Source organism: Leptospira ainazelensis (assembly GCF_016918785.1).
In the GTDB taxonomy this organism is placed as follows: domain Bacteria; phylum Spirochaetota; class Leptospiria; order Leptospirales; family Leptospiraceae; genus Leptospira; species Leptospira ainazelensis.
Genome location: NZ_JAFFPT010000037.1, coordinates 1 through 21,229 on the forward strand (window position 1 = coordinate 1; position 21,229 = coordinate 21,229).

Sequence of the window (21,229 nt, forward strand, 5' to 3'; positions counted from 1 at the left end):
GAAGGATCCCCGTAAGATTTTTTTGTAGGAGTTCCTACAAAAGCTCTGAGAGAGAATATTCCTTGCAAAGTTTTAATTCTGTGATATAGGAAAATCTCCGGGAGTCTTCCGCCTCCCGCCCCTCCACCCGAAAATCGGGTGGGGCGCGCGGCTTTCACGGAGGATTGTCGTTGTTACGACAAATTCTTTGAAAGATTCAATCCGCCTTTAGTTAAGGTTATAGGAGAAATCCGAGAGACCGTTCATTAAAACAAAAGCCCCTTTTGAAAAGGTGAAAAATGGATCGTAGGATCTCCCGCAATCCCGCGTTTAAAAATCATTTTCCGCCGTAAAATCCGTCGAGAGCCTCTCTGGTCCCGAAACGAATTTCGTAGTCGGCCACTTTCTTTTTCGAGAGAGAAGGATTGGAATCCTTTTCCGAAAACATGTGATTCCAAGTGTTCACAAAAAGAATCGGTCGTTTTCCTTCCAAGGTCACCGGTCCGGGTTTGAGAATAGAATCAAAATGTTCAACGGGATCGGAATTGAAAACCTGATCGCCGCCGTAGACATTTTTCAGATGGATCGCGTTCCATTCTCCCGATTGAGAAAGTTGAATCCGAAGACTTTCGATGTCCTTGGATCTTCCGTATCGAAACTTTCTATAGATTCTATAAATAAAATCTTTCCAAGGGGAAGGATGTCTTTCGTCTCGAAACACAAGACTCAGTTCGATTCTTTTTCCGGATTGGGTTTCTCTCGCAGAACAATAAACTACTTCCAGAGGATTTCCATCGGCGATATCGTTCTCGGGTTGGACGAAGATCGGGAGTTCCTCGGATCGGCATTCGGGTTTCCCCGCGAAGTTGGGAAGTTCGTTTTTTCCAATGCTACAACTGGAAATCCAGAAAAGCGAGAAGGCGAAGATAAGAATTTTGTGAAAGGACATAGATTCGTGTTTTAGTCCGGGCTTCGTTTTGGTCAAATCGTAAACTCCCGGTTTTGAATCGCTTTTGGGAGCGGCCGAAGAATTTTCCGATATTTCTTCTGCAGAATGGAAGATTCATTCTTTGAAAAAATGGATGAAGTATCCAAAGGCCGGAGGAGATTGGTGGAGATGTTACCCGAATTCAAAGCAGATCAACCCGAACTTACAAAAAACGTCATCCTTCAAAAAATCAAAACGATCCGAGAGGAACTTCCGAAACTTCTCGAAAAAAAAGAAAGAACCTATGATTCCGTCATCCGTCCTTTGAACGATCTCGTCCAGGGAATGCAGATCGAATTCACGGTTCTTTCGCATCTCAACAGCGTCAAAAATTCGAAAGAGATCCAGGCTCTTTATACGGAAGTGCTTCCGGAAATCACCGCTTTTTATTCCGATCTAGGACAAAACGAGGATCTCAACAGGGTATATCAGGAAATTCTAATTAAAGAAGAATCCAGTTTGAGCGTTCCGCAAAAAAAAGTCTTAAAGGACGCGATCATCCAATTCAAGTTAAGCGGGATCGGACTTCCGGAAAAAACCAAAAAAAGAATCCAAGAAATTTCCATCCAACTGAGCGATCTCGACAATCAATTCTCGCAGAATCTTCTGGATGCGACCAACTCCTACGAACTGATCCTGGATAAAAAAGAGGACGTGGAAGGTATTCCGGAATCCGATCTGAATACGGCCAAAACTGAAGACGGGAAATTCAGATTTACGCTCCAGATGCCGAGTTACATCGCTTATATGACCCACGGCCCAAATCGTTCCATTCGAGAAACATTATATAAGGCTTATACTACCAGAGCTCCGCAGAATGGGAAACTCATCGAATCGATTCTCGCGCTCCGGGACGAACTCGCAAAACTTATAGGCTATCCGAACTTCGTGGAACTTTCCCTCGCGACGAAAGTTGCCGATTCCGGAGAAACCGTTCTCAAGTTTTTGAAAGACCTCGCAGCAGAAGCCAAACCGATCGCACAAAAAGAATTTTCCGATCTCGCCGAGTTCGCCAAAACATTGGGAATTTCTTCTCTCGAAGCGTATGACACCGCTTATGCGAGTGAAAAACTCATGAAATCAAGATTCGACTTCGACGAGGAACAAACCCGTCCTTTTTTCGAAAAGGAAAAAGTGGTTTCGGGAACATTCCAATTCCTGCAACAACTCTTGGGTCTTGAATTTAAAAAGACATCGGCAAAAATCTGGGAAGAAAAGGTGCAGGTTTTCGACCTCTATACAAACGGAATTCTTCTTTCCCGTTTGTACCTGGATCTCGAGGCTAGAAAGGACAAACAAGGCGGAGCCTGGATGCACAACTGGTATTCCAGAAATCGTATCTCCGGAGAAGAAATTCTTCCGACCGCCTTTGTGGTCTGCAATTTTCCGGTTTCCACACCCGATTCTCCTTCGCTTTTGAAACACAACGACGTGGTCACTTTTTTTCACGAGATAGGCCATGCCTTACACCATCTCTGTACGAAGATCGAAGAACCTCCGGTCAGCGGGATCAACGGAGTGGAATGGGACGCCGTGGAATTTCCTTCCCAGTTTCTGGAAAATTTTGCGACCGAGTCCGGAGTTCTAAAGATATTCGGAAAACATCATATTACCGGGGAAACGATCCCGGATTCTATGATCGCGAAGTTGAAAGAAACAAAAAACTTTCTTTCGGCGATGGGAATCGTGAGACAACTCGAATTCTCCCTTTTCGACATTCTCATCCATCAAAAGAGTCATTCCGAAGAGGATGTTCACCGGATTCTTCAAGAAGTAAGAAAAGAAGTGAGCGTTGTGATTCCTCCTTCTTACAATCGTTTTCAAAACGGATTCTCCCATATCTTTTCAGGGGGTTACGCGGCGGGTTACTACAGTTACAAATGGGCGGAGGTTATGAGCGCGGACGCCTTTTTCGCGTTTGTCGATAAGGGAGTTTTTGATCCGGAGTTGAGCGGCGCTTACTTTAAAGAAATTTTGGAGAAGGGGGGAAGCGAAAACGCGATGATTCTTTTTAAAAGATTTTTAGGAAGAGAACCCAAGGTAAGTTCCCTTCTCAAACTCTACGGTCTCAAGGCGGCTTAAAGAAGAATTAGGAAAGACTCTTTCGAAAGTTGAGCAACAAGGATTCTTTTCCCGCTAAGAGAACTTCCACCTGATCCTGATCGATATTGTAGACTACGTTGCTTCGGAGAGCGTCTTTGAACTCGTTCTGGTTGATCTGTTTTTGATCGTAACTTTCTTTTAGAAAATTATACCAGCCGGCCAAGAGAACTTTGAGATGTGGAAGTTCCCGGATCGGGATAGAAATTACTTTTTCGGGTTCCATAAAGACCAGAGCAGGCTAATTCCCGCAACAAGGGAGTCAAATCAATTTTAGAAGAAGAAAATAAGAATTTCCTTTGGTTCTTATTCCACTTTGACTTTTGCCCTTGCGATGATCTTTCGAAGCCTTTCTTTTTCCTTCTCCACGATCGCCGGACCTTCCTTTGTTTTCATAAACTCGACGTATTCTTTCCAACCTTGGAGGGAATCCAAGGGATGATTGTTTGGATAAAATTTTCTGAGTTCTTCGTCGATCACCGTTAGGTTGGCGAACGCGGAACAATCCGCCATCGTAAATGTTTCTCCGGCGATATAAGGAGAAAAATTGACGACTCTCTGAAGCGCCTTAACTCCTTTTGTCAGTGTCGAATGAACTTCGTCTATGAGTGTTTGCCCGACTTCTTTTCCTCTCGATGAGGAGATATAGACCCTTCTTGCGGGGATATCCAAATATGTTTCTATGATAGTCGTGATCTCTCTCACACGCGCTGCTTCCCAAGGATCGTTCGGTAAGAGTTTTGGTTCTTGCGGATAGACCGTATCTAAAAATTCTAAAATGGCCCCGGATTCGAAAATGAACTTTCCGTCCACTTCTAAGACGGGAATTTTTCCCATCGGGCTGATCCTTAAAAAGGTTTCTTCCTGTGACGGGGCGACTCGGATCTGTTCGTATTCCAATCCCTTTTCCAAAATTCCCAGTTTTACCTTGTTTACATAATTGCTGATGCTGGCGCCGTGAAGTTTGATCATAAGAGAGGAACGTAATCTTTCCTCATCGAGAGGAAAAGTGTTTTTTATCGAAGTCTGTCTGTGATCCGATGGGAATCGCATACAACGGTTATACGAATTGAAGGGCTTCAGACCTTCTTTTTTTATCTGAGGTTTCGAATTACAGTGATTTTTCTAAAAAAAAAGTATTCAAATTCGAAAATCATGTCCTACTTAGAAAAAAATTGAATTGAAGGATTGTATGAAATTAAAAACCGCATGCCAAATTCTGATTCTAATCCTCGTTGCAATGACATTCTTACCGAATTGCCATCGTTTTAGGATCGGAAAACAGTACAAACCGCAGCCAGTCGTAAAGCTCGATGGAAAAGTAGCTCTGATCCACGAAAATCATATTGCAAAACGATTCGGCTTTGTCGATGAAAAGGTGTTTTTGAGTAAGTTTGAAGACGAACTCAAGGACGCGAAAGGTTTAGAAATTATTCCCTTTCGTGAAAGCCGTAAAAGAATTCTAGACGCAAAACTGGATTCCGAACTTCAAAAAATAAATCTGCATGATCCCGTATCACTGAAAGCTAATCCGGTCCTTCTTTCCAAGTTAGGCCAAGCTCTCGGTACTGAAAACGTGGTTGTCGTCTATTCCGACGAAGACGCATTTCCTTTGAACGATTCCCTTTTTATGTTTTCCGGCGCCTTTTATTATTCTTCCAGAACCGGGATCGGCAGAGGACTTTTTCACGTCGCAACCTTGATTCAATTAAAATCTTCCGAACTACTTTTTCAAGAATTCGTTTCGTCAGAGGAGGCTCCGATCGGCGGACCCGGAAGAGGAAAAAATTTAGCTTCGATTCTTGTGGACGGACTTTTGAGCGCCAAGGAGGCAAATTAATATGCGACCGATTCTGATTTTAAGTTTTCTTGCGATCCTCAACACTGCTTGTATTCATTTTCCGTATCGTGCGAGAGTTTATGCCTCCGCTCCTTCTCCTAAAATGAACGAATTAAAATCAAAAAAATGGGCGATTCTTCCCACTCTAAACGTTTATCCTACGGCTGCGGTTGGAAACGAGATCGACGCCCGTCTGGATCTTTTTAAATCGACAAGATCGAGTTATGTGCAGGTTACTCCTGCGGATATAAAAAAGTCCCTTTCCGATGTTTCGTTTACGAAATCCCTTTCTAAAATTTACACATCCGTTTGGGAAAAGGAAAAAGCGGATCGAGTCGTTTTGACTTCCGGAAAAGAACTTCTACAAGCCCAATTGGTAAAGTCTATGAGTGATTCGAAAGGCGCGCCTGCAGCCAATGCGGCTCAGACAATCGAAGCCGACGATGATTTTCACGTTACCGATCTAAAAGGTTTGGAAGGAGATTTCAAAAGTCTCAAACTCAAACAAGACTACGCGATTCTTCCGGTTCTTCTGGACTATAGACCTCTTGTGTCCACCACGGATGTTTTTTTCGTGATCATTCCTTTTTATATCGGAAAGACCGTTCTTGAGAATTATACGATGACTTATTTTGTCGTGGATTTAAAAACCGGTAAAAACGTTCGTACGATCCGGACCGTTTTGGGAGCCGGTGGTGTGGAAGATTCAAACGAGCAGATCGACGCGATGCTTGCTCAAGTTTTGGAGAATTAAGATGAAAAAAAATTATATAGTAAGCGTAGTTTTAGGTTGTTTTGCTCTGATCGCGGTAAACTGCATTTCCTTTGCTCATTATAAGGCAAGTTATATGGCGGAAGGAAAGGACATCAAAGGATCCAAAATTCTTATGATCGTACCGGGTTTTAGCGATCACCTTTCCGAAGAAGTTTACTTTACTCCGTTTTTGGAAAACCAAAGAAAAAACGCTCTCACCAAACAAAAGAAAGGTGGAATCGTGGAAGTGATGGTGGACCCGCGAAAACAATTCCAGGACGGTCCGGCGAGAAGAAGTTTTAAGATGTTTTTAGACGGAGCCTTGTATTCTTCTTTGAAAAACGCTCTTTCTACGGCAAATCCTTCCGTTCAGTTTTTGGAAGAGAAAGACGAAAAACGTTTAGCTCCCGAGTTGAAAAAAACTTTTAAAAACCCGTTTGTTCCCATCAGCACGGCTCTGAGAGACGAGTTAAAAAAGAAAAACATACAGTATGTTTTGGTTCCGTACGCCTATAGCAGTCCCGGAAACGAAATCTTTTCCATGTCGGTCTCGGTACAACAAAACAACGATAACAATAGCGGCGGTGGCGGTACTCAGACTCAAACCAAGAGTACCAGCACTCTGGAAGGCGGCGCGATCGTAGGGATTCGTCTTCAGTTGATCGAAGTTGAAACCGGGGAAAGTGAAAAAATTTCCAATATCTACATTCCTTGGAATAATATCGACGCCACAAAACCGAAGTTCGACGAAGGAATTTTAATTTTGGTTCGGGGAATTTTTCCTCCGGAATCCTAAAAAACAAATCCGTTTTTAAAGGATGTATTGTGAAACCTCCTGCGAGTTTTTCTCACGGGAGGTTTTTCTTTTTCTCTCTTCCGTAGAATCGTTCAAAAAAGTCTTTCTCTCTTTTTTCCTTGGTCTAATTTCGACCTTCAAAAGGAATTCTTAAAAATGGCAAAAACTGCAGTTATCACCGGCGGGACCGTAGGAATCGGTTATGAATTGAGCAAACTGATCGCGGCGGACGGATACAATCTGATTCTTGTGGCAAGAAACGAAAAAACATTAAGAGCCGTAAAAAAAGAAATCGAAGGCGAGTATAAAGTAAAAGTAGAAACTCTTTCCCTGGATCTCGCTGATCCGAAATCTCCGAAGAAAATTTTTGATTTTGCAAAAAAATCGAAAGCCACTGTGGAAGTTTTGGTGAACAACGCGGGTTTCGGAACGAGCGGAAGATTCGATCGTATGGATCTTAAAAAAGAACTCGCGATGATACAGGTTAACGTTACGGCTCTCGCGGAACTCACACATCTTTTTCTCAAAGGAATGGTGGAAAGAAAGACCGGAAAAATTCTCAACGTGGCGTCGACCGCCGCCTTTCAACCGGGTCCGAACATGGCGAATTATTATGCGACCAAGGCCTACGTACTTTCTCTTTCGGAAGGAATCTACGAGGACGTTCGTAAGGACGGAGTTACGGTTACAACTCTTTGTCCGGGACCGACTAAAACCGAATTTTTTGAAAGAGCGGAAATCACAAAGTCGAGATTACTCAATAACCCGATGGCTCCGATCATGAGCGCGAAGGACGTGGCGGAAATCGGTTACAACGCTCTCAAAAAAGGAAAGCCTGTCGTAGTCGCGGGATTTTTAAATAAAATTTTGGCGCAAAGCGTTAGAATCACTCCTCGATTTATCATTCGTAAGATCGCAAAGACCTTAAATCAAAACGGATAAAAAAATGCAAGGATCCATCATCGATTTAGCGGTTCCTTTTTTTCTCGTTCTGATCGGAATCGAGGTCTTCTATTCGTATTTCTCCGGTAAAAAAGTCTATCGTTGGAACGATACCGTTGCGGATCTGAGCACGGGAATTCTGTTTTCTCTAACCGGAATTCTGGTCACGATCGTTTCCCTTTGGATGTATGAGAAGTTTAGAATATTCTTTTCTTTGCAAGCATTGTTCGGAATTCCGGAAATTCCTCTTGGAAATCCGTTCGGTTTTGAAAACGGAAATTTTCGGTTGTATTTAGCGAATCTCGGGGGCTGGGTTTTTGTTTTTATCGCGGTCGATTTTGTCTATTATTGGTTTCACCGGGCGACACACGAGATCAACTTTCTTTGGGCTTGTCACGTTACTCATCATTCGAGCGAGGAATTTAACCTTTCCGTGGCGCTGAGACAATCCAGTTTTCAGAGAATTTTCGAATACATATTCAATCTATCGATTGCATTTTGCGGAGTTCCGTGGCAGGCGTTTCTTCTGGTTCACGGAATTCTAAAAATCTATCAGTTCTGGGTTCATACTCGTTTGATCGGGAAGCTCGGATTTTTAGAGGAAATTCTTGTGACTCCGGCGCATCACAGGGTGCACCACGGAAGGGATCCGAAATATATCGATAAAAATCACGGCGGAATTTTGATTTTTTGGGATAGAATTTTCGGCTCCTTTGCAAGAGAGGAAGAGGAGCCGGTTTACGGACTTACAAAACCTGTGACTACCTTTGATCCGATTTATACAAATCTTCACGTTTACGAAGAGATGGGAGAATTGATAGGAAAAACAAAAAGTTGGAAGGATCGAATTCTTATTCTTCTAAAACCCCCGGGTTGGCGTCCCGCGAGTCTTGGCCCTTCCATGGTTGCCGCGGAAGTCGATCGGAAACGTTATACGAAATATGATCCGCTCGTTTCCAAAGGAAGGACGATCGCAGGTGTGGTTGAATTTTTTGTTTGGACGATTTTTTCCCTTTTGGCTTTGCGCTTTTTTAAATCGGGAAATGTTGCGCTTTGGAAACTTTTTCCCGTTATCGTTTATTTGATCTACGGCTTTCATCATACTTCTCGGGTTTTGGACGGAACCGTGTTCAAGAAAACGTCTTTTGGAATCCTCGCCGCAGGTTTGATGATTCTTTCCTGGATTCTTTTTTTCCTTTGAACCGGGATTGAAAGTAGAATCCATTCTGAAAGGATGACCTGGGAGCAAAGGTCGGAATATGTTTCAGCGAAAAATTCAATTCTTTGCAACCGTTCTTTTTTTGAGCCTGGTCTCCTTTCCCTTGTTTGGGATCGACCTAGTTCAGCTCGAGGACTCGTCGGTCGGTAAGGAAGAATCTCTCGAATTTTTTGCGGATGAAAACGGCGTTTTGAGTTTTTCACAGATTCGAAGTCTGGCAGAAAAAGGAAAGTTTTCGGTTTCCAATTCGGGTTTTTTGGGATATTCAAAGGCTTCGATTTGGGTTCGAGTTCGAGTGGAGAATTCTTCCAAAATTCCGATTCGATGGATTGTGGAATATCAGTTTCCCAACGTCGATCTTATCGAATACTACGACGAAAAAAAAGGAGAAACTCCGTTTTACCGCGCCGGAGATTCGATTCCTTTCGCGGTGAGACCCGTTCAAAATAGAACTCCTGCGTTTCCTTCCGTCGGACTTCCGAATTCTAAAAAAGATATCTTTTTAAAAATTCAATCTACTTCTCGGATTCAAATCGCGTTTCGATACTATAGCGCTTTGGGATATTATAATAAAGTAATTTATGAACAGCTTTTATTCGGTCTTTTTTTCGGTTCAATGTTGATTCTTGTTTTTTATAATCTTCTTCTTTTTGTTTATACCAAGGAGAAGAATTATTTTTTCTTTTCGATTTATATTTTAGGTTTTTCTTTTTTTCAGTTTGTTTTGGAAGGTTTCGGATTTCAAGTCCTTTGGCCGAACGCGGTGGTTTGGACCGGTCCGAGTGTTCCATTCTTCTTTTTGATTTGTCTTTCTTTGATGTGTTTGTTTGTAAATATATATTTGGATTTAAAAAACCGCGCCAAAAATTCGTATCGTTTTTTTAAATCCTCTCAGATTCTCTTTTTGGTCCTTGCAACGATTTCTCTGTGGATTCCTCCGAAATTCAGCATTTTTTTCGGTTTGTTTTTATCTTGTATTTGCGTAATTCTTCTTTTTATAAACGGCGTTCGGAGCATTTTTTGGAATCAAGGCAGCGCCTTTTATTTTCTTTTTGCATGGGCGGTTTTGGGCGGAGGCGCGATTCTTTTTTTGTTTCTACAAAGCGGTTGGATTCCAAATTGGGGTTTTCGTTTTTGGATCGTAGAATTGGTTTCGATTCTCCATGTAGTTTTAATGGGGTTGGGGCTTGCGGATCGTGTTAAGGTCTTGTCTCGGGTTCTTTCTTCTAAAATTGACGAACTCGAATCCACAAAACTCGTTGCTGAACATTCCGAAAAAAGATTTAGAAATCTTTTTGAGGAATCGGAAGAGTTTTTGTTTACGATGGACACGGATGGAAGAATCCGAAGCGCGAATAAATCCCTGGGCCGTCTTTTAGGTTTTGATCCTGAAGAAGTGATCGGTTGGAATTTTCTGGATTTGATTTATGTTCAGAGCGGTGTGGAAACTTCTTTTCCTAAAATTCTCGCTCAGGAAAAGATCGACGAACTTTTACGCCGCGGAAAAAGTTCAGAGTTCACGGTTGAGTTTCGGCAGAAATACGTTTTAGAACCGAGACAAATCCGCGTCCGTCTTCAGCTTTTGGATTTAGGTGAAAAAAAAGGAATATTAGGAAAAGCTTATGAGCTAAACGAGGATATTCTTTCCAAGTTTATCGTCAGCGAATCCATGCATTTTACGTTAAATAATTATCTGAGAAACGCTGATCTTTTAAGCCGTCTTTTAACGGTGAATCTTTCCTCATTCGTCGGAACCGAGATCATCATTGCGATTCGTACCTGTATCCGGGAAATCATCATCAATTCGATTGAACACGGGAATCTTGCGATCAGCTTTGACGAAAAAACCGAAGCGCTAGCGGAAGGTCGTTATCTGGAATTTATTCAGAAACGTCAAAAGGAACCGTTTTATAACTATCGAACGGTAAAAGTCTCTTATTCTTTAAACGCAAGAAGGATCGGCTTTTTGATCTCCGACGAAGGAGAGGGTTTCGATTCTAAAAAAATTCTAAACTTGGATATCGAGAAGCTGAACGAGACGAGTCTGACTCACGGGCGAGGGATCGTGATGACCCGGAGGGTTTTTGATATCGTTCGGTTTAACGAAAAGGGAAACAAGGTTCTTTTGATCAAGTATCTCAAAAAACCGCTTCGTTATAAAAGGGAAAAAACTTCTTTTGACGTTTGAGTTTTTTGCGGGAAGTTTTGTCGGAGAATTGTTCAACTGTGGGAACTCTCACAAAAAGGCTAAAACTTCCACGAACGATTCTTCAACTGTGGGAACTCTCACAAAAAGGCTAAAACTTCCACGAACGATTCTTAAAACGTGGGAACTCTCACAAAAAAACTAAAACTTCCACGGACGATTTTTCAACTGTGGGAACTCTCACAAAAAAGCTAAAACTTCCACGGACGATTCTTAAAACGTGGGAACTCTCACAAAAAACTAAAACTTCTACGGACGATTCTTCAACTGTGGGAACTCTCACAAAAAGGCTAAAACTTCCACGGACGATTCTTCAACTGTGGGAACTCTCACAAAAAAACTAAAACTTCCGCGGACGATTTTTAAAACGTGGGAACTCTCACAAAAAACTAAAACTTCCGCGGACGATTCTTAAAACGTGGGAACTCTCACAAAAAACTAAAACTTCCACGGACGATTCTTCAACTGTGGGAACTCTCACAAAAAATTAAAACTTCTGAGCGACTCCAAAGAACAAGGTAGTAGTCAGGGCCTGGAACTCGAGCTTTCTCGAAAATTGATTGGTGGCGATGATTGCCGTTTGATTGGTGGCCTCCGTCAGAGGGGTGACTCGACCGTCTTCTCTCAGATAAAAACTTGCGGTCTCTCCGTTGAAGTTCCCGGAAAGAGAGGGAATATTGATCCAGGAAAGCGCGAGTCCCAGTTGAAGACTCGTTGAATCGGTAACCTTTCTACTCACCGCTCCTTCCGCTCGAAACTCGATTCCGGTTCCCGTAAGGGAACCTTCTTGTTGAAAGTATTCTTTTCCCGAGGTTCCAAAGCCCGTCGAATCCCAATAGACCTGAGACATTCCCACTCCGAGACCGCCTTCAAAGGTCCAACGTTTATAATTCCATTCCTGCCAATACATCAAAAGAAAGTAAGGGTTAGAGAGTTTAAAACTCAGGTCCGTGTAAAAAGGTTCGGAAGAAACTTGTTTCAAACCGAATCTTTGCCATTCCCGATAACCTCCGATAAAGCCGACCTTACTTTCGCTCCCGATCGTTCTTCGGAGAAAAATCTCCCCTTGAGCGACGTATTTTGGAGGATCCAATTTCGTTTTGGAGAGAACTCTCGGATCGTACGTATCCGTAAAACCTCTCAGGTAAGAATTGAGTCTGTCTTCTCCCTTGTATCCGAACCCGGCTCTGATTCCGAGTTCCCAATAGAGTTTCTCTTCACTCTCCAACTCGATCTGCGGTTTGTTTGAATATTCTTTTGTTTTTGGATAAGAATTCTGAGCCTCCAGAGAAGACTGGGAAAACCAGAGGGCAAGACAGAAAGGGAAAAAAAGTAGAACGCGGAATGAGATCCCGAAAATTTTGCTGGTAGCCCTCATAATTACAGGATTTCTAGCAAGGACTTCCAAAAAAAGCGGATTTTCTTTCATATCGGGTGGGACCATGTTTCAACTTCATTTTTTTCAATTTTTTGATTGGGATTTACTCAAACCTTTCTTTTACTTTTTGAGTTTTATCGGAATCTATCTGACCCTTCGTCTTCGGTTTCCACAGGTTCGTTTTCTTTTCCTCGCCGTGAAGATTTTTTCGGGGAATATGGACTACAAAGGTTCCAGAGGAAGACTCGTTCATTCCCAAGCATTTTTCTCCGGGACGGCGTCTTCGCTTCTTCCGGGAGCGATCATCGGTTCCGCGCTTGCGCTTATGATCGGAGGCCCGGGAGTTCTTCTCTGGATTTGGATTTCAACATTCCTCATCATGCCTCTTCGTTTTGTTTCCTCGACTCTCGCGATCCGTTTTCGGACCAAGACTGCGACGGGAAGATATCTTTCCGGTCCTATGTATTTTATCGAAAAGGCGCTGAAAGCGAGATGGCTCGCTGTGAGTTTTTCCATCGCGGGACTTTTTACGGTTCTTGTGATGGGAGGGGCGGTCCCGATGTTGTATGTGACTCATATCGCGAGTAAGGCCTTTGAAGTCACGGGAATGACGGTTCCGTTTTTGTTGTCCGTAATTCTTGTTTTTATCGTTTTGGGAGGAGTGAGAAGGGTCGGAAAAATTTCGGCCTATCTCGCACCGATCGGGATCCTTCTTTTTTTTGCGGGTTACTTTTTTTTATTTAAGAATTCTCTCATGAACTTCCAGCATTTTCTCTGGCTCTCTCTTCAGGAGGCGTTTCAGCCGGTAACTGCGATCGCGGGAGGAAGTTTTGTTCTCGCGAGAACCTTTAGCATGGCTTCGGGAATTTTCTTTGTCGCCACAGAAACCGGAATCGGAAAGAGCGCGGGAGTTTCGGGCGTTGTAAGAACGGATTTTCCGGCAAAACAAGGACTCGTGAGTATGCTCGCGACTTTTTTCGAAGGATTTATCGTATCCACACTTGTGATCTACGCGCTTTCTTCATACGGAGCTTTCAAGATGGAAGAGCAGATGTTTTTCTTAAACACTCTTTTTCAAGGACATACCAACCCGGTTAACGCCGCCTTTTTTACCTCCTTTCTTCTATTCGGAATCGTGTCGATCACGGGGTGGTTTTATACGGGAGAACAAAACGCGCTCTACATTCTCGGAGAAAAGTTTGCAAACTTCTTTCGGATTCTCTTCTTAGTTACGATTCTTTCCGCGGCCTATCTCTATGTAAAGAATGGGGAAGGGATTCTCTATGACGCGTTCGGTTTGGGATATTCTCTCTCCATTATCACGGCGGTGCCGGTTCTCATTTCTCTGGTGCTTTTAGAAAAGATCGCAAGGGCCGAGCTAAAACGTTTTCTTACCGAAAGCGGAGCGAGATACGAAGTATTAAAAGACTTTTATCTTCTCGTTCTTTCGATCGTTCCCAAAAATTTACTTTCTCTTTTGTTCGGACTTCTCGCTTCTTCCAGACTTCCGCGTTTTATCCTGATTCCGATTTTAAAGGCCTTTTCAAGGGCTTATAAGATCAATCTCGACGAGGCGGAATTGGAAATTCAGGAATACAATTCTCTCAACGCATTCTTCACAAGAGCCTTAAAGGCGGAAGCAAGAATCATAGAATCCGCAGAGAACGAGATGGTTTCACCCGTGGACGCAAAGATTACGGGATACGGAGACATCAATCAGAGAATCATCATCCAAGCCAAGGGAGTGGATTATAATCTCAAAGAACTCTTAGGAGGAGGGGCTTCCAAATACCTGGACGATTTCTCCAACGGAAAATACATCACGTTCTATCTTTCTCCTCAGGACTATCATAGAATCCATTCTCCCGCTTACGGAAGAATATTAGGATATTATTATGAACCTGGGAAACTCTTTCCCGTCAACGAACTCGCAGTTTTCGGTATCAGAGGACTTTTTCCAAAAAACGAACGATTGATTACCTATCTCCAAACCGAATACGGAAAGGTCGCCGTGATCAAAGTGGGAGCTTCCAACGTGGGAAGAATCCGAGTCACCTACGACAATAAGATCGTGACGAACACACTCATTCGAAGCGCAAGAACCGTGGAATACAAGGACGTTTCGATCATGATCGACAAAGGCGCCGAACTCGGAAGATTCGAGATGGGATCCACCGTGATTCTTCTTATGGAAAAGGAAACGTTCACCTTTGATTCTCTTCCTCTGAACGAGAAGATCACTTACGGAACTCCGATCGGAAAATTCATCGAGAAGAAGTGTAAACTTCCGAAGTGAATGCAACCTTTGGAAAACCGTGGGAACTCTTACGATTCCGGGAAATTTAGGAACTCACACGGATTCGTGCGATCTTGAAAATGTAGGAACTCATACAAAATGACTCAACTCAGTTTAAAGGCGACCACACCCGATCTCATCGACTTTGATGATACGACTCTGAAGATTACCTGGAAGGACGGGGTCACTTCCGTTTATGATCTTTTGGACTTGAGAAAACGTTGTCCTTGTGTCGTCTGCAAGGGCGGGCACGGCGGAAAAGTAGGAACTACCACCGGAGGAATTCAAAAGATTTCTCTCTACAGCGTTAACAAAGTAGGCCGTTACGCGATCAATCCCGTCTGGAGCGACAATCACCAAACGGGAATTTACTCCTTTGATTCCCTGAGAATGCTGGCTGATGGACTCGGAGGCGATCTCACTCTCTGAAAGAGAGCTTTTTTTTAGAAAAAGGGTTGTTTTAACCCGAAAACCCAGTGGAATCCAGTGAGGGAGAAAAAAATGAGGTGACAAAAACCCTTTTCTTATGTCCCATTAACTAAAATTCCCGGGAGAGTTCCCAAAATGGGCGAAGGTTCCCTTTCACAGGAAGAAATTGATGCACTACTAGCCGGAGCGAGCGATTCGTTTGACCCGGGGGCGGTAGCTTCCACAGCCGCACAAAAAGATGTTCCGGGAATGTCCCCCGTGGACCGGGATATTTTATCGGATCTGCTTTCTTCTTGTTTTCAAGTCGCAGGGAACACGTTAGGCGCCGTTCTTTCCCGCTCTTCCGCATTCTTAAATCCAAACGCCGAGACCAAGTCGCGCAAAGATATCGAATCCGAACTCAAATCCGGATCTTTTCTTTTGTATTCTACGTTGTCCGGAAGCGTAAACGGAAGAGTTGTTCTTGCAATGTCGGCGGAGAACGCGGTCAAGATCGCAAATTCTATGATGGGCGGTTTTGATTCCGGAGACCTCGACGAGGCGCAGATGCAGACGCTTCGAGATTCTTTGACTCCCGTGATGGGAGCTTTGATTTCACAGATCAGCACAAAAACCGGAGGCGGGGTCAACGGATCTCCTTCCGAAACGAGAAACGTAACTTCTCCTGCGGCTTTGGTTTTGCCGGACGGGGAAAGTATCGTAAGAGTCTTTTTTAATCTTACGATCGAAAGTATTCCTTCTTTTCGAGTTCAATTCTTACTCTCCCTTTCTACCGCCGCAGATCTTTTAAATCTTTACCGTCGTTCCGGAAGCGGCGGAGGAGATATGGGAGGGATGGGAATGGGGGGCATGGGCGGAATGGGAATGTCCGCCGGATCCATGTCGGTCAAGTCGGTCGCGTTTCCGAATTTAGGAACCGCGAGCGGGGCTTCCAGCACGCCAAACTTAAATCTTCTCATGGACGTTCAGATGAGCGTCACGGTGGAATTGGGAAGAACCAAGATGTACATCAAAGACATCTTGGGCTTGGGAGAAGGTTCGATCATCGAGTTGGATAAACTTGCGGGTGAGCCGGTGGATCTTTTGGTAAACGGAAAATTGATCGCAAAGGGCGAGGTCGTTGTCATCGACGAAAACTTCGGGGTGCGTGTAACGGATATCGTAAGCCCTACCGATCGGATCAAGCCGGAGGGCAAGTGAAGTCTCTGGAAACTTTCCGGGATTTCAGAAAGACGACCGTTTCTGTTTTTCTGATTCTTCTCGTATCCATTCTTTCCGTTTCGACGCTCGAAGCCCAATCGGAAAGGGAACTCATGGACGAGGCTCTCAAAAAAGAATTGGGACAATCTCCGACGCCCAAAGAAGAATCCAAAAAGAATGATTCCTCCAAAACGGAAAATCCGTCAACAGTCGTAAAACCTCAAGAGAATTCGAATTCTTCGGAAGCGGTCGAAACAAATCCGGTTGCGGAAAGATATAAAACCACCGACGAGGGGCCGGGGATTGCGGGCACACTCTTTCGGGTCGTCTTTATATTAGCTCTTCTTTGTGTAGGACTTTATTATATTCTAAAATACGTTGCGAAGAATCGGGAAGGTCGTCTTCCCGTTCGCGGAGAGATGAACGTTCTTTCAAGTCTTATGCTCGGGCCGAACAAACAACTTCAGATCGTGGAAGTTTCGGGTCGTATTCTCGTGTTAGGCGTGGCGGACAGCGGGATCAACCTGATCACCGAAATTTCCGATCCCGAAGTAAGACATAGAATTCTTCAAAAGAAAGAAACCTTTGATCCTCCGGAAGGCGGATTTTTGGTCACGGTCCTCGAACAGATCAAGGACTTAAATTCGAGGATCTCCGGAAATCAGGAAGGTCCGCCCGGTGGGACTGAAAAAGCGGAGGCCGCTCGGGATGAAAAACGAAGGCAGACACGCAAAAAACTCGATGAACTCAAAGAAAAAACAAGCTCGCTCGAAAGCGGGCTTTTCGATTTGAGATCGTAATCCAAGGCTTAAGTTTTAGGGAAATTTTTCAGGTGAAAATGAGACATAAAAAAATTATAAAGAACGTAACTTGGATACTCCTGTTTGTGATAGGATTGTCCGCCGGTTCTTTTTTCACTTTGGAAGCCCAGTCTTCGGGGACAAGAATCCCGATTCCCAATCTGAATATCAACGTGAACGAAGCGAAGAGCCCAAGAGAGACGAGTCTTTCTCTGATGGTTCTTTTTCTTGTGACGATTCTTTCTCTCGCCCCCGCGATCGTGATGTCTTTGACTTCATTTACAAAGATTGTGATCGTTTTGGATTTTGTGAGGAGGGCGCTTTCGATTCAGAACCTTCCGCCTAACCAGGTGATGATGGGCCTCGCTCTTTTTATGACCTTCTTTATCATGGCTCCGACTCTGAACGTCGTGAACGAAAGGGCTTTAACTCCCTATCTCGAAGGGAAGATCGACACGAACGCCTTTTTTGAAAAAGGAATGGTTCCGATCCGAGAGTTTATGATGCGTCAGATCGGAACTTCCGGAGCAAAGGACGTCGCGCTTTTTTTAAAAATCGGAAAAGTGGAAAAGGTAGAATCCTTTGACGACGTTCCTTCCTACGTTTTGATTCCTGCGTTTATGTTAAGCGAAATCAAAAAAGCATTTTGGATCGGGATCATCATTTTTATTCCGTTTATCGTGATCGACCTCGTAGTCGCTTCCGCTCTTCTTTCTATGGGTTTGATGATGCTTCCACCCGTGATGGTGAGTCTTCCATTTAAACTGATTCTTTTCGTCCTTGTGGACGGTTGGAATCTGATCGTCTACGAACTCGTAAGGAGTTATAAATGACGGAACTGGAAGCGATGTCTTTGATTCGGGATGCACTTTTTATAACGCTAAAAATTTCTTCTCCGATTCTTCTTACCGCGTTGGTCGTGGGGTTGATCATAGGAATTTTGCAGACTACCACTTCGATTCAGGAACAGACGATCGCGTTTGTTCCAAAACTCGTTGCGATCTTTATCGTGATCGTAATCTTTTCCTCCTGGATGATCCAGACGATGACGGATTATACCCGAAACCTGTTTATGATGATAGAGAAATTTTAGAATAGTATGGAATACTTTATCAATCATTTTCAAGTTTTCCTTCTCATCCTTTCCAGGTTGATGGGACTTTTGTCGGTTGCGCCGATCTTCTCTTATCCTTCGATCAGCGTTCCTCAGAAGATGATTTTTTCCTTTTTGGTTTCAGTGATTCTTTTTCCCGTAACGGCCGGATTCTTACCTCCAGTTCCCGGAGATATGGGGAGTTATGGTCTTGTGGTGATTGGGGAGGCTCTGATCGGCGTTCTTCTTGGATTTTTGATCAGCTTGATCTTTGCTTCTTTTCAGATGGCCGGCGAATTTTTTAACGTTCAGCTGGGTTTCGGTTATGCGGAGATTTTGGATCCGGTGACTCAGACGAGTTTACCCGTGATCAGCACGTTAAAGAATCTTCTCGGGATGGTTCTCTTTTTAACGTTAGGCGCGTATAGGATCATGTTTGAGAGCCTAGCTTATTCTTTTGAAAAGATTCAAGTGCTTAACTTTGCTCCGGAGATTCAAAATGGAATCTACAAAGCGATCGAAGACGCCGTGGGCGCGATGTTTCTGGTAGCGTTTAAACTTTCTCTTCCCGTTTTGGGAATTATTCTTTTGGTGACCGTCTCCGAGGCTCTTATGGGGAAGGCGGCGCCCCAGTTGAATATTCTTCAGCTTTCCTTTCCGATCAAAGTTACGATCGGATTGATTGTGATGATCTTTATCATTCCCTATCTTGTCTCTCAGATGGGAGCGGCGTTCGATTTGTCATTTGATAAATTGAATCTCATGCTCCAAGAGTGGCCACAACAATGAGGAGAATGTTTTTGGAAATCTGTGGTAGTTCCTACTTTTTCCGTAAAGCCATGATTTCCCCACCCTCGTTGGGTGGTGGAGGCGGGCTGGCGGGAAGAATCGCGAGATTTTTCTCTATCACAAAAACGCCATTCTTTCAAGAAGAATTTTCCTCCGCCAATTTTGTAGGAGTTCCGACATGCTCCTAAGGATTCTCCTTTTTGTTTTCGATTTTTTAAACATAAAAACTTTAAAACCGTTTTTACTTTACGAGTCTCTTTCGATTTCGCCTAACGCGTCCGACTTCAGAATCGATCTCCAGCTCTTTGCCGCCGAGGACGAAGGTAGAACGGAACCAGGTTCCGAACGAAGAAGGAGGGAAGAGCGCGAAAAAGGAAACGTCCCAAAATCCCCGGAGCTTCCAGCTGCCGTCGTTCTCCTCGCGGGAGTGGTCCTTGTCTATCTCATGGGAGAATATTTTTTCATGAGGACGTTTTACATTCTTCGCAAATACATCCACGGTGTCGGACAACGCACCGATATCAGTTCCGAATCGGTGACCGAACTCTTAAAAAATGCATCGACCGATCTTTTTACTCTTCTCTGGCCTCTTCTCGGGATCACGTTAGTCGGCGCTATTATCGGAAACGTGGCACAGGTCGGCTTTATGTTCGCGCCGCGCGCCTTGAGTTTTAACTTCAGCCGGGTTCGGCCCAATTTTAAAAAAGTCCTCCCGACACGTCAGACACTCTTTAACCTTGCAAAGTCTTTGGCAAAGGTCGGGCTTATCGGTTGGGTTTCCTATATTATCATCAGCCGCGATTTTTTTCCGATTCTTCTTTCGGGAGAAATGGGTTTGGAACAAGCGGTCGCGCTTGTTATGAGCACGTCCTTTAAGATCTTTCTTTTTGTGGGAATCATCCTTCTGGCAATCAGCGTCGTTGACTACTTATACCAAAGATACGAATATGAAGAATCCCTAAAGATGACTCCTTCCGAAGCAAAAAGAGAAGCCAAAGAATCGGACGGGGACCGTTCCCTCCAGGCGAGAAGAAGGCAACTCGCAAGAGATATGATGAACAAACGCAAGATGCTCGCGAAAGTTCCGGATGCGGACGTAGTCATCACCAATCCGACTCATTTTGCGGTCGCTTTGGAATACAAACCTGGAATTCACAAAGCTCCGATCGTCATCGCCAAAGGTGTCGACGACTTTGCGCTTCTTATCATCCGCATCGCGAGGGAGAACGGGGTGCCTACGATCGAGGATCGCCTTCAGGCAAGAGGACTTTACGAAGAAGTGGAACTCGGCGCGGAGGTTCCACAACAATTCTATCGCGCGATCGCAACCATTCTCTCCCGTCTTGAATCTTTCCGGAGAGCTGTGTAAGAGGAAACTATGGAAAAGAAATGGTGGAATCAATCGGACGTTATCTTGGGGGTGGGGGCCGTGGCGATCGTCGCCATGTTGGTCATTCCTCTTCCGGGATTTATATTAGATATTTTGATTATTCTGAGTTTGGCCATCGGACTTCTGGTCCTTTTGACTTCGCTTTCCGTAAAGGAACCGGCCGATTTTTCTATCTTTCCGAGTTTACTTTTGATTACTACTCTGTATCGTCTCGCTCTGAACGTATCGACGACCCGTCAGATTCTTTCCAAAGGTCCGGCGATGAACAGCAGTATCATCGACGCCTTCGGTTCGTTTATCATCGGAAGCGAATCCGGACTTTCCAAATATGTGGTCGGTTTTATCATCTTTATCATCTTAGTCCTTGTTCAGGTCTTGGTGATCACAAAAGGCGCGACTCGGATCTCGGAAGTTGCCGCTCGATTTACTTTGGACGCCTTGCCCGGTAAACAGATGGCGATTGATATGGAACTTTCTTCCGGAAATATCAACGAAGAAGAAGCAAAAAAAAGAAGAAAGAAGATCGAAGCGGAAGTCGATTTTTACGGATCCATGGATGGAGCGAGTAAGTTCGTCCAAGGAGACGTCCGAGCCGGTTTGATCATCACCGCCATCAACTTGTTAGGCGGAGTGATCATCGGGGCTTCGATTCGAGGAGAATCCTTCACACAAGCGATCGAAACCTACGGAAAGTTTACGATCGGCGACGGTCTTGTTTCACAGATTCCTGCGCTCCTCACGACGGTAGCGACGGGTATCATCGTAACTCGTTCCGGTTCGGAATCGGATCTCGCGACTCAATTTAAAAATCAACTTTTTAGTAATTCTAAGGTTCTCTATGTAGTTGCCGGAAGTTTGGGATTTTCAGCGTTTATTCCGGGTCTTCCTTTCTTTCCTCTTTTGATTCTTTCTTCGGGAATCGCCTACTTGGGATATTCTCTCGAACAGACAGTCAAAGAACAGCTTGAGTCGATCGAGAAAAAAGAAAAAGAATCCGGTCAAGATCGCAAGCCGAAAGACTTTTACGAAG

The 21,229-nt window shown here is 44.1% G+C and carries 19 protein-coding genes and 1 pseudogene; 16 read left to right on the top strand and 4 right to left on the bottom strand.

The genetic code is table 11. The features are described from left to right. Positions 1 to 316 precede the first annotated feature (316 nt). Complete coding sequence (gene lsa23, locus JWG44_RS10020) at positions 317 to 928, bottom strand: surface adhesion protein Lsa23 (protein ID WP_205274834.1); 612 nt, start codon at positions 926 to 928, stop codon at positions 317 to 319. A 168-nt stretch (positions 929 to 1,096) separates the two neighbouring features. Between lsa23 and JWG44_RS10025 the strand changes: the two genes are divergently transcribed. Continuing rightward, positions 1,097 to 3,049 (top strand): M3 family metallopeptidase, encoded by a 1,953-nt coding sequence (locus JWG44_RS10025; RefSeq protein ID WP_205274818.1) that lies wholly within the window; start codon positions 1,097 to 1,099, stop codon positions 3,047 to 3,049. Positions 3,050 to 3,056: 7 nt separating this feature from the next. Here the strand turns inward: JWG44_RS10025 and JWG44_RS10030 are convergent, their stop codons facing one another. Together JWG44_RS10030 and JWG44_RS10035 are read right to left on the bottom strand one after the other, a co-directional pair. After that, positions 3,057 to 3,293, bottom strand: coding sequence for a hypothetical protein (locus JWG44_RS10030; protein WP_205274819.1), 237 nt, complete (start codon positions 3,291 to 3,293; stop codon positions 3,057 to 3,059). Positions 3,294 to 3,373: 80 nt separating this feature from the next. Beyond that, the gene (locus JWG44_RS10035) at positions 3,374 to 4,039 is read right to left on the bottom strand and encodes a glutathione S-transferase family protein (protein ID WP_205274820.1); all 666 of its coding nucleotides are present in this window, start codon (positions 4,037 to 4,039) and stop codon (positions 3,374 to 3,376) included. Between the two features lie 220 nt (positions 4,040 to 4,259). On the opposite strand from JWG44_RS10035, the gene JWG44_RS10040 reads away from it, so the two are divergent. From JWG44_RS10040 to JWG44_RS10065, 6 genes are all read left to right on the top strand, one after another. Beyond that, complete coding sequence (locus JWG44_RS10040) at positions 4,260 to 4,907, top strand: hypothetical protein (protein ID WP_205274821.1); 648 nt, start codon at positions 4,260 to 4,262, stop codon at positions 4,905 to 4,907. A gap of 1 nt (position 4,908) precedes the next feature. Further along, the gene (locus JWG44_RS10045; RefSeq protein WP_205274822.1) at positions 4,909 to 5,661 is read left to right on the top strand and encodes a hypothetical protein; all 753 of its coding nucleotides are present in this window, start codon (positions 4,909 to 4,911) and stop codon (positions 5,659 to 5,661) included. A 1-nt stretch (position 5,662) separates the two neighbouring features. Next, a complete protein-coding gene (locus tag JWG44_RS10050; RefSeq protein ID WP_205274823.1) occupies positions 5,663 to 6,457 on the top strand; it encodes a hypothetical protein in 795 nt (264 codons plus the stop codon). Positions 6,458 to 6,613: 156 nt separating this feature from the next. Next, a complete protein-coding gene (locus JWG44_RS10055) occupies positions 6,614 to 7,399 on the top strand; it encodes an SDR family NAD(P)-dependent oxidoreductase (RefSeq protein WP_205274824.1) in 786 nt (261 codons plus the stop codon). A 4-nt stretch (positions 7,400 to 7,403) separates the two neighbouring features. Next, positions 7,404 to 8,600 (top strand): sterol desaturase family protein, encoded by a 1,197-nt coding sequence (locus tag JWG44_RS10060; protein ID WP_205274825.1) that lies wholly within the window; start codon positions 7,404 to 7,406, stop codon positions 8,598 to 8,600. Between the two features lie 58 nt (positions 8,601 to 8,658). Next, complete coding sequence (locus JWG44_RS10065; RefSeq protein WP_205274826.1) at positions 8,659 to 10,806, top strand: 7TM diverse intracellular signaling domain-containing protein; 2,148 nt, start codon at positions 8,659 to 8,661, stop codon at positions 10,804 to 10,806. A 505-nt stretch (positions 10,807 to 11,311) separates the two neighbouring features. On the opposite strand, the gene JWG44_RS10070 is transcribed toward JWG44_RS10065, so the two are convergent. Beyond that, complete coding sequence (locus JWG44_RS10070; RefSeq protein ID WP_205274835.1) at positions 11,312 to 12,202, bottom strand: LIC_11366 family protein; 891 nt, start codon at positions 12,200 to 12,202, stop codon at positions 11,312 to 11,314. Positions 12,203 to 12,266: 64 nt separating this feature from the next. On the opposite strand from JWG44_RS10070, the gene asd reads away from it, so the two are divergent. From asd to JWG44_RS10115, 9 genes and pseudogenes are all read left to right on the top strand, one after another. Then, the gene (gene asd, locus JWG44_RS10075; protein WP_205274827.1) at positions 12,267 to 14,498 is read left to right on the top strand and encodes an archaetidylserine decarboxylase; all 2,232 of its coding nucleotides are present in this window, start codon (positions 12,267 to 12,269) and stop codon (positions 14,496 to 14,498) included. 99 nt (positions 14,499 to 14,597) lie between these two features. Then, the gene (locus JWG44_RS10080) at positions 14,598 to 14,927 is read left to right on the top strand and encodes a DUF971 domain-containing protein (RefSeq protein WP_205274828.1); all 330 of its coding nucleotides are present in this window, start codon (positions 14,598 to 14,600) and stop codon (positions 14,925 to 14,927) included. A gap of 135 nt (positions 14,928 to 15,062) precedes the next feature. Beyond that, positions 15,063 to 16,127, top strand: a complete 1,065-nt coding sequence (fliN, locus tag JWG44_RS10085) for a flagellar motor switch protein FliN (RefSeq protein WP_069607671.1) — start codon at positions 15,063 to 15,065, stop codon at positions 16,125 to 16,127. Then, complete coding sequence (fliO, locus tag JWG44_RS10090; RefSeq protein ID WP_205274829.1) at positions 16,124 to 16,927, top strand: flagellar biosynthetic protein FliO; 804 nt, start codon at positions 16,124 to 16,126, stop codon at positions 16,925 to 16,927. The genes fliN and fliO overlap by 4 nt, the downstream gene beginning before the upstream one ends. 38 nt (positions 16,928 to 16,965) lie before the next feature. Continuing rightward, on the top strand, positions 16,966 to 17,760 hold the full coding sequence (gene fliP / locus JWG44_RS10095) for a flagellar type III secretion system pore protein FliP (RefSeq protein ID WP_205274830.1): 795 nt from the start codon (positions 16,966 to 16,968) through the stop codon (positions 17,758 to 17,760). Continuing rightward, positions 17,757 to 18,020: a flagellar biosynthesis protein FliQ gene (fliQ, locus tag JWG44_RS10100; protein WP_205274831.1), complete on the top strand. Its 264-nt coding sequence runs from the start codon at positions 17,757 to 17,759 to the stop codon at positions 18,018 to 18,020. The genes fliP and fliQ overlap by 4 nt, the downstream gene beginning before the upstream one ends. Before the next feature lie 6 nt (positions 18,021 to 18,026). Beyond that, complete coding sequence (fliR, locus tag JWG44_RS10105; protein WP_205274832.1) at positions 18,027 to 18,809, top strand: flagellar biosynthetic protein FliR; 783 nt, start codon at positions 18,027 to 18,029, stop codon at positions 18,807 to 18,809. 271 nt (positions 18,810 to 19,080) lie between these two features. Then, a pseudogene (locus tag JWG44_RS10110) lies at positions 19,081 to 20,178 on the top strand (EscU/YscU/HrcU family type III secretion system export apparatus switch protein); the annotation flags it as partial. Between the two features lie 9 nt (positions 20,179 to 20,187). Next, positions 20,188 to 21,229 (top strand): flagellar biosynthesis protein FlhA (locus JWG44_RS10115; protein ID WP_205274833.1); only part of this gene is annotated, 1,042 nt, incomplete at its 3' end.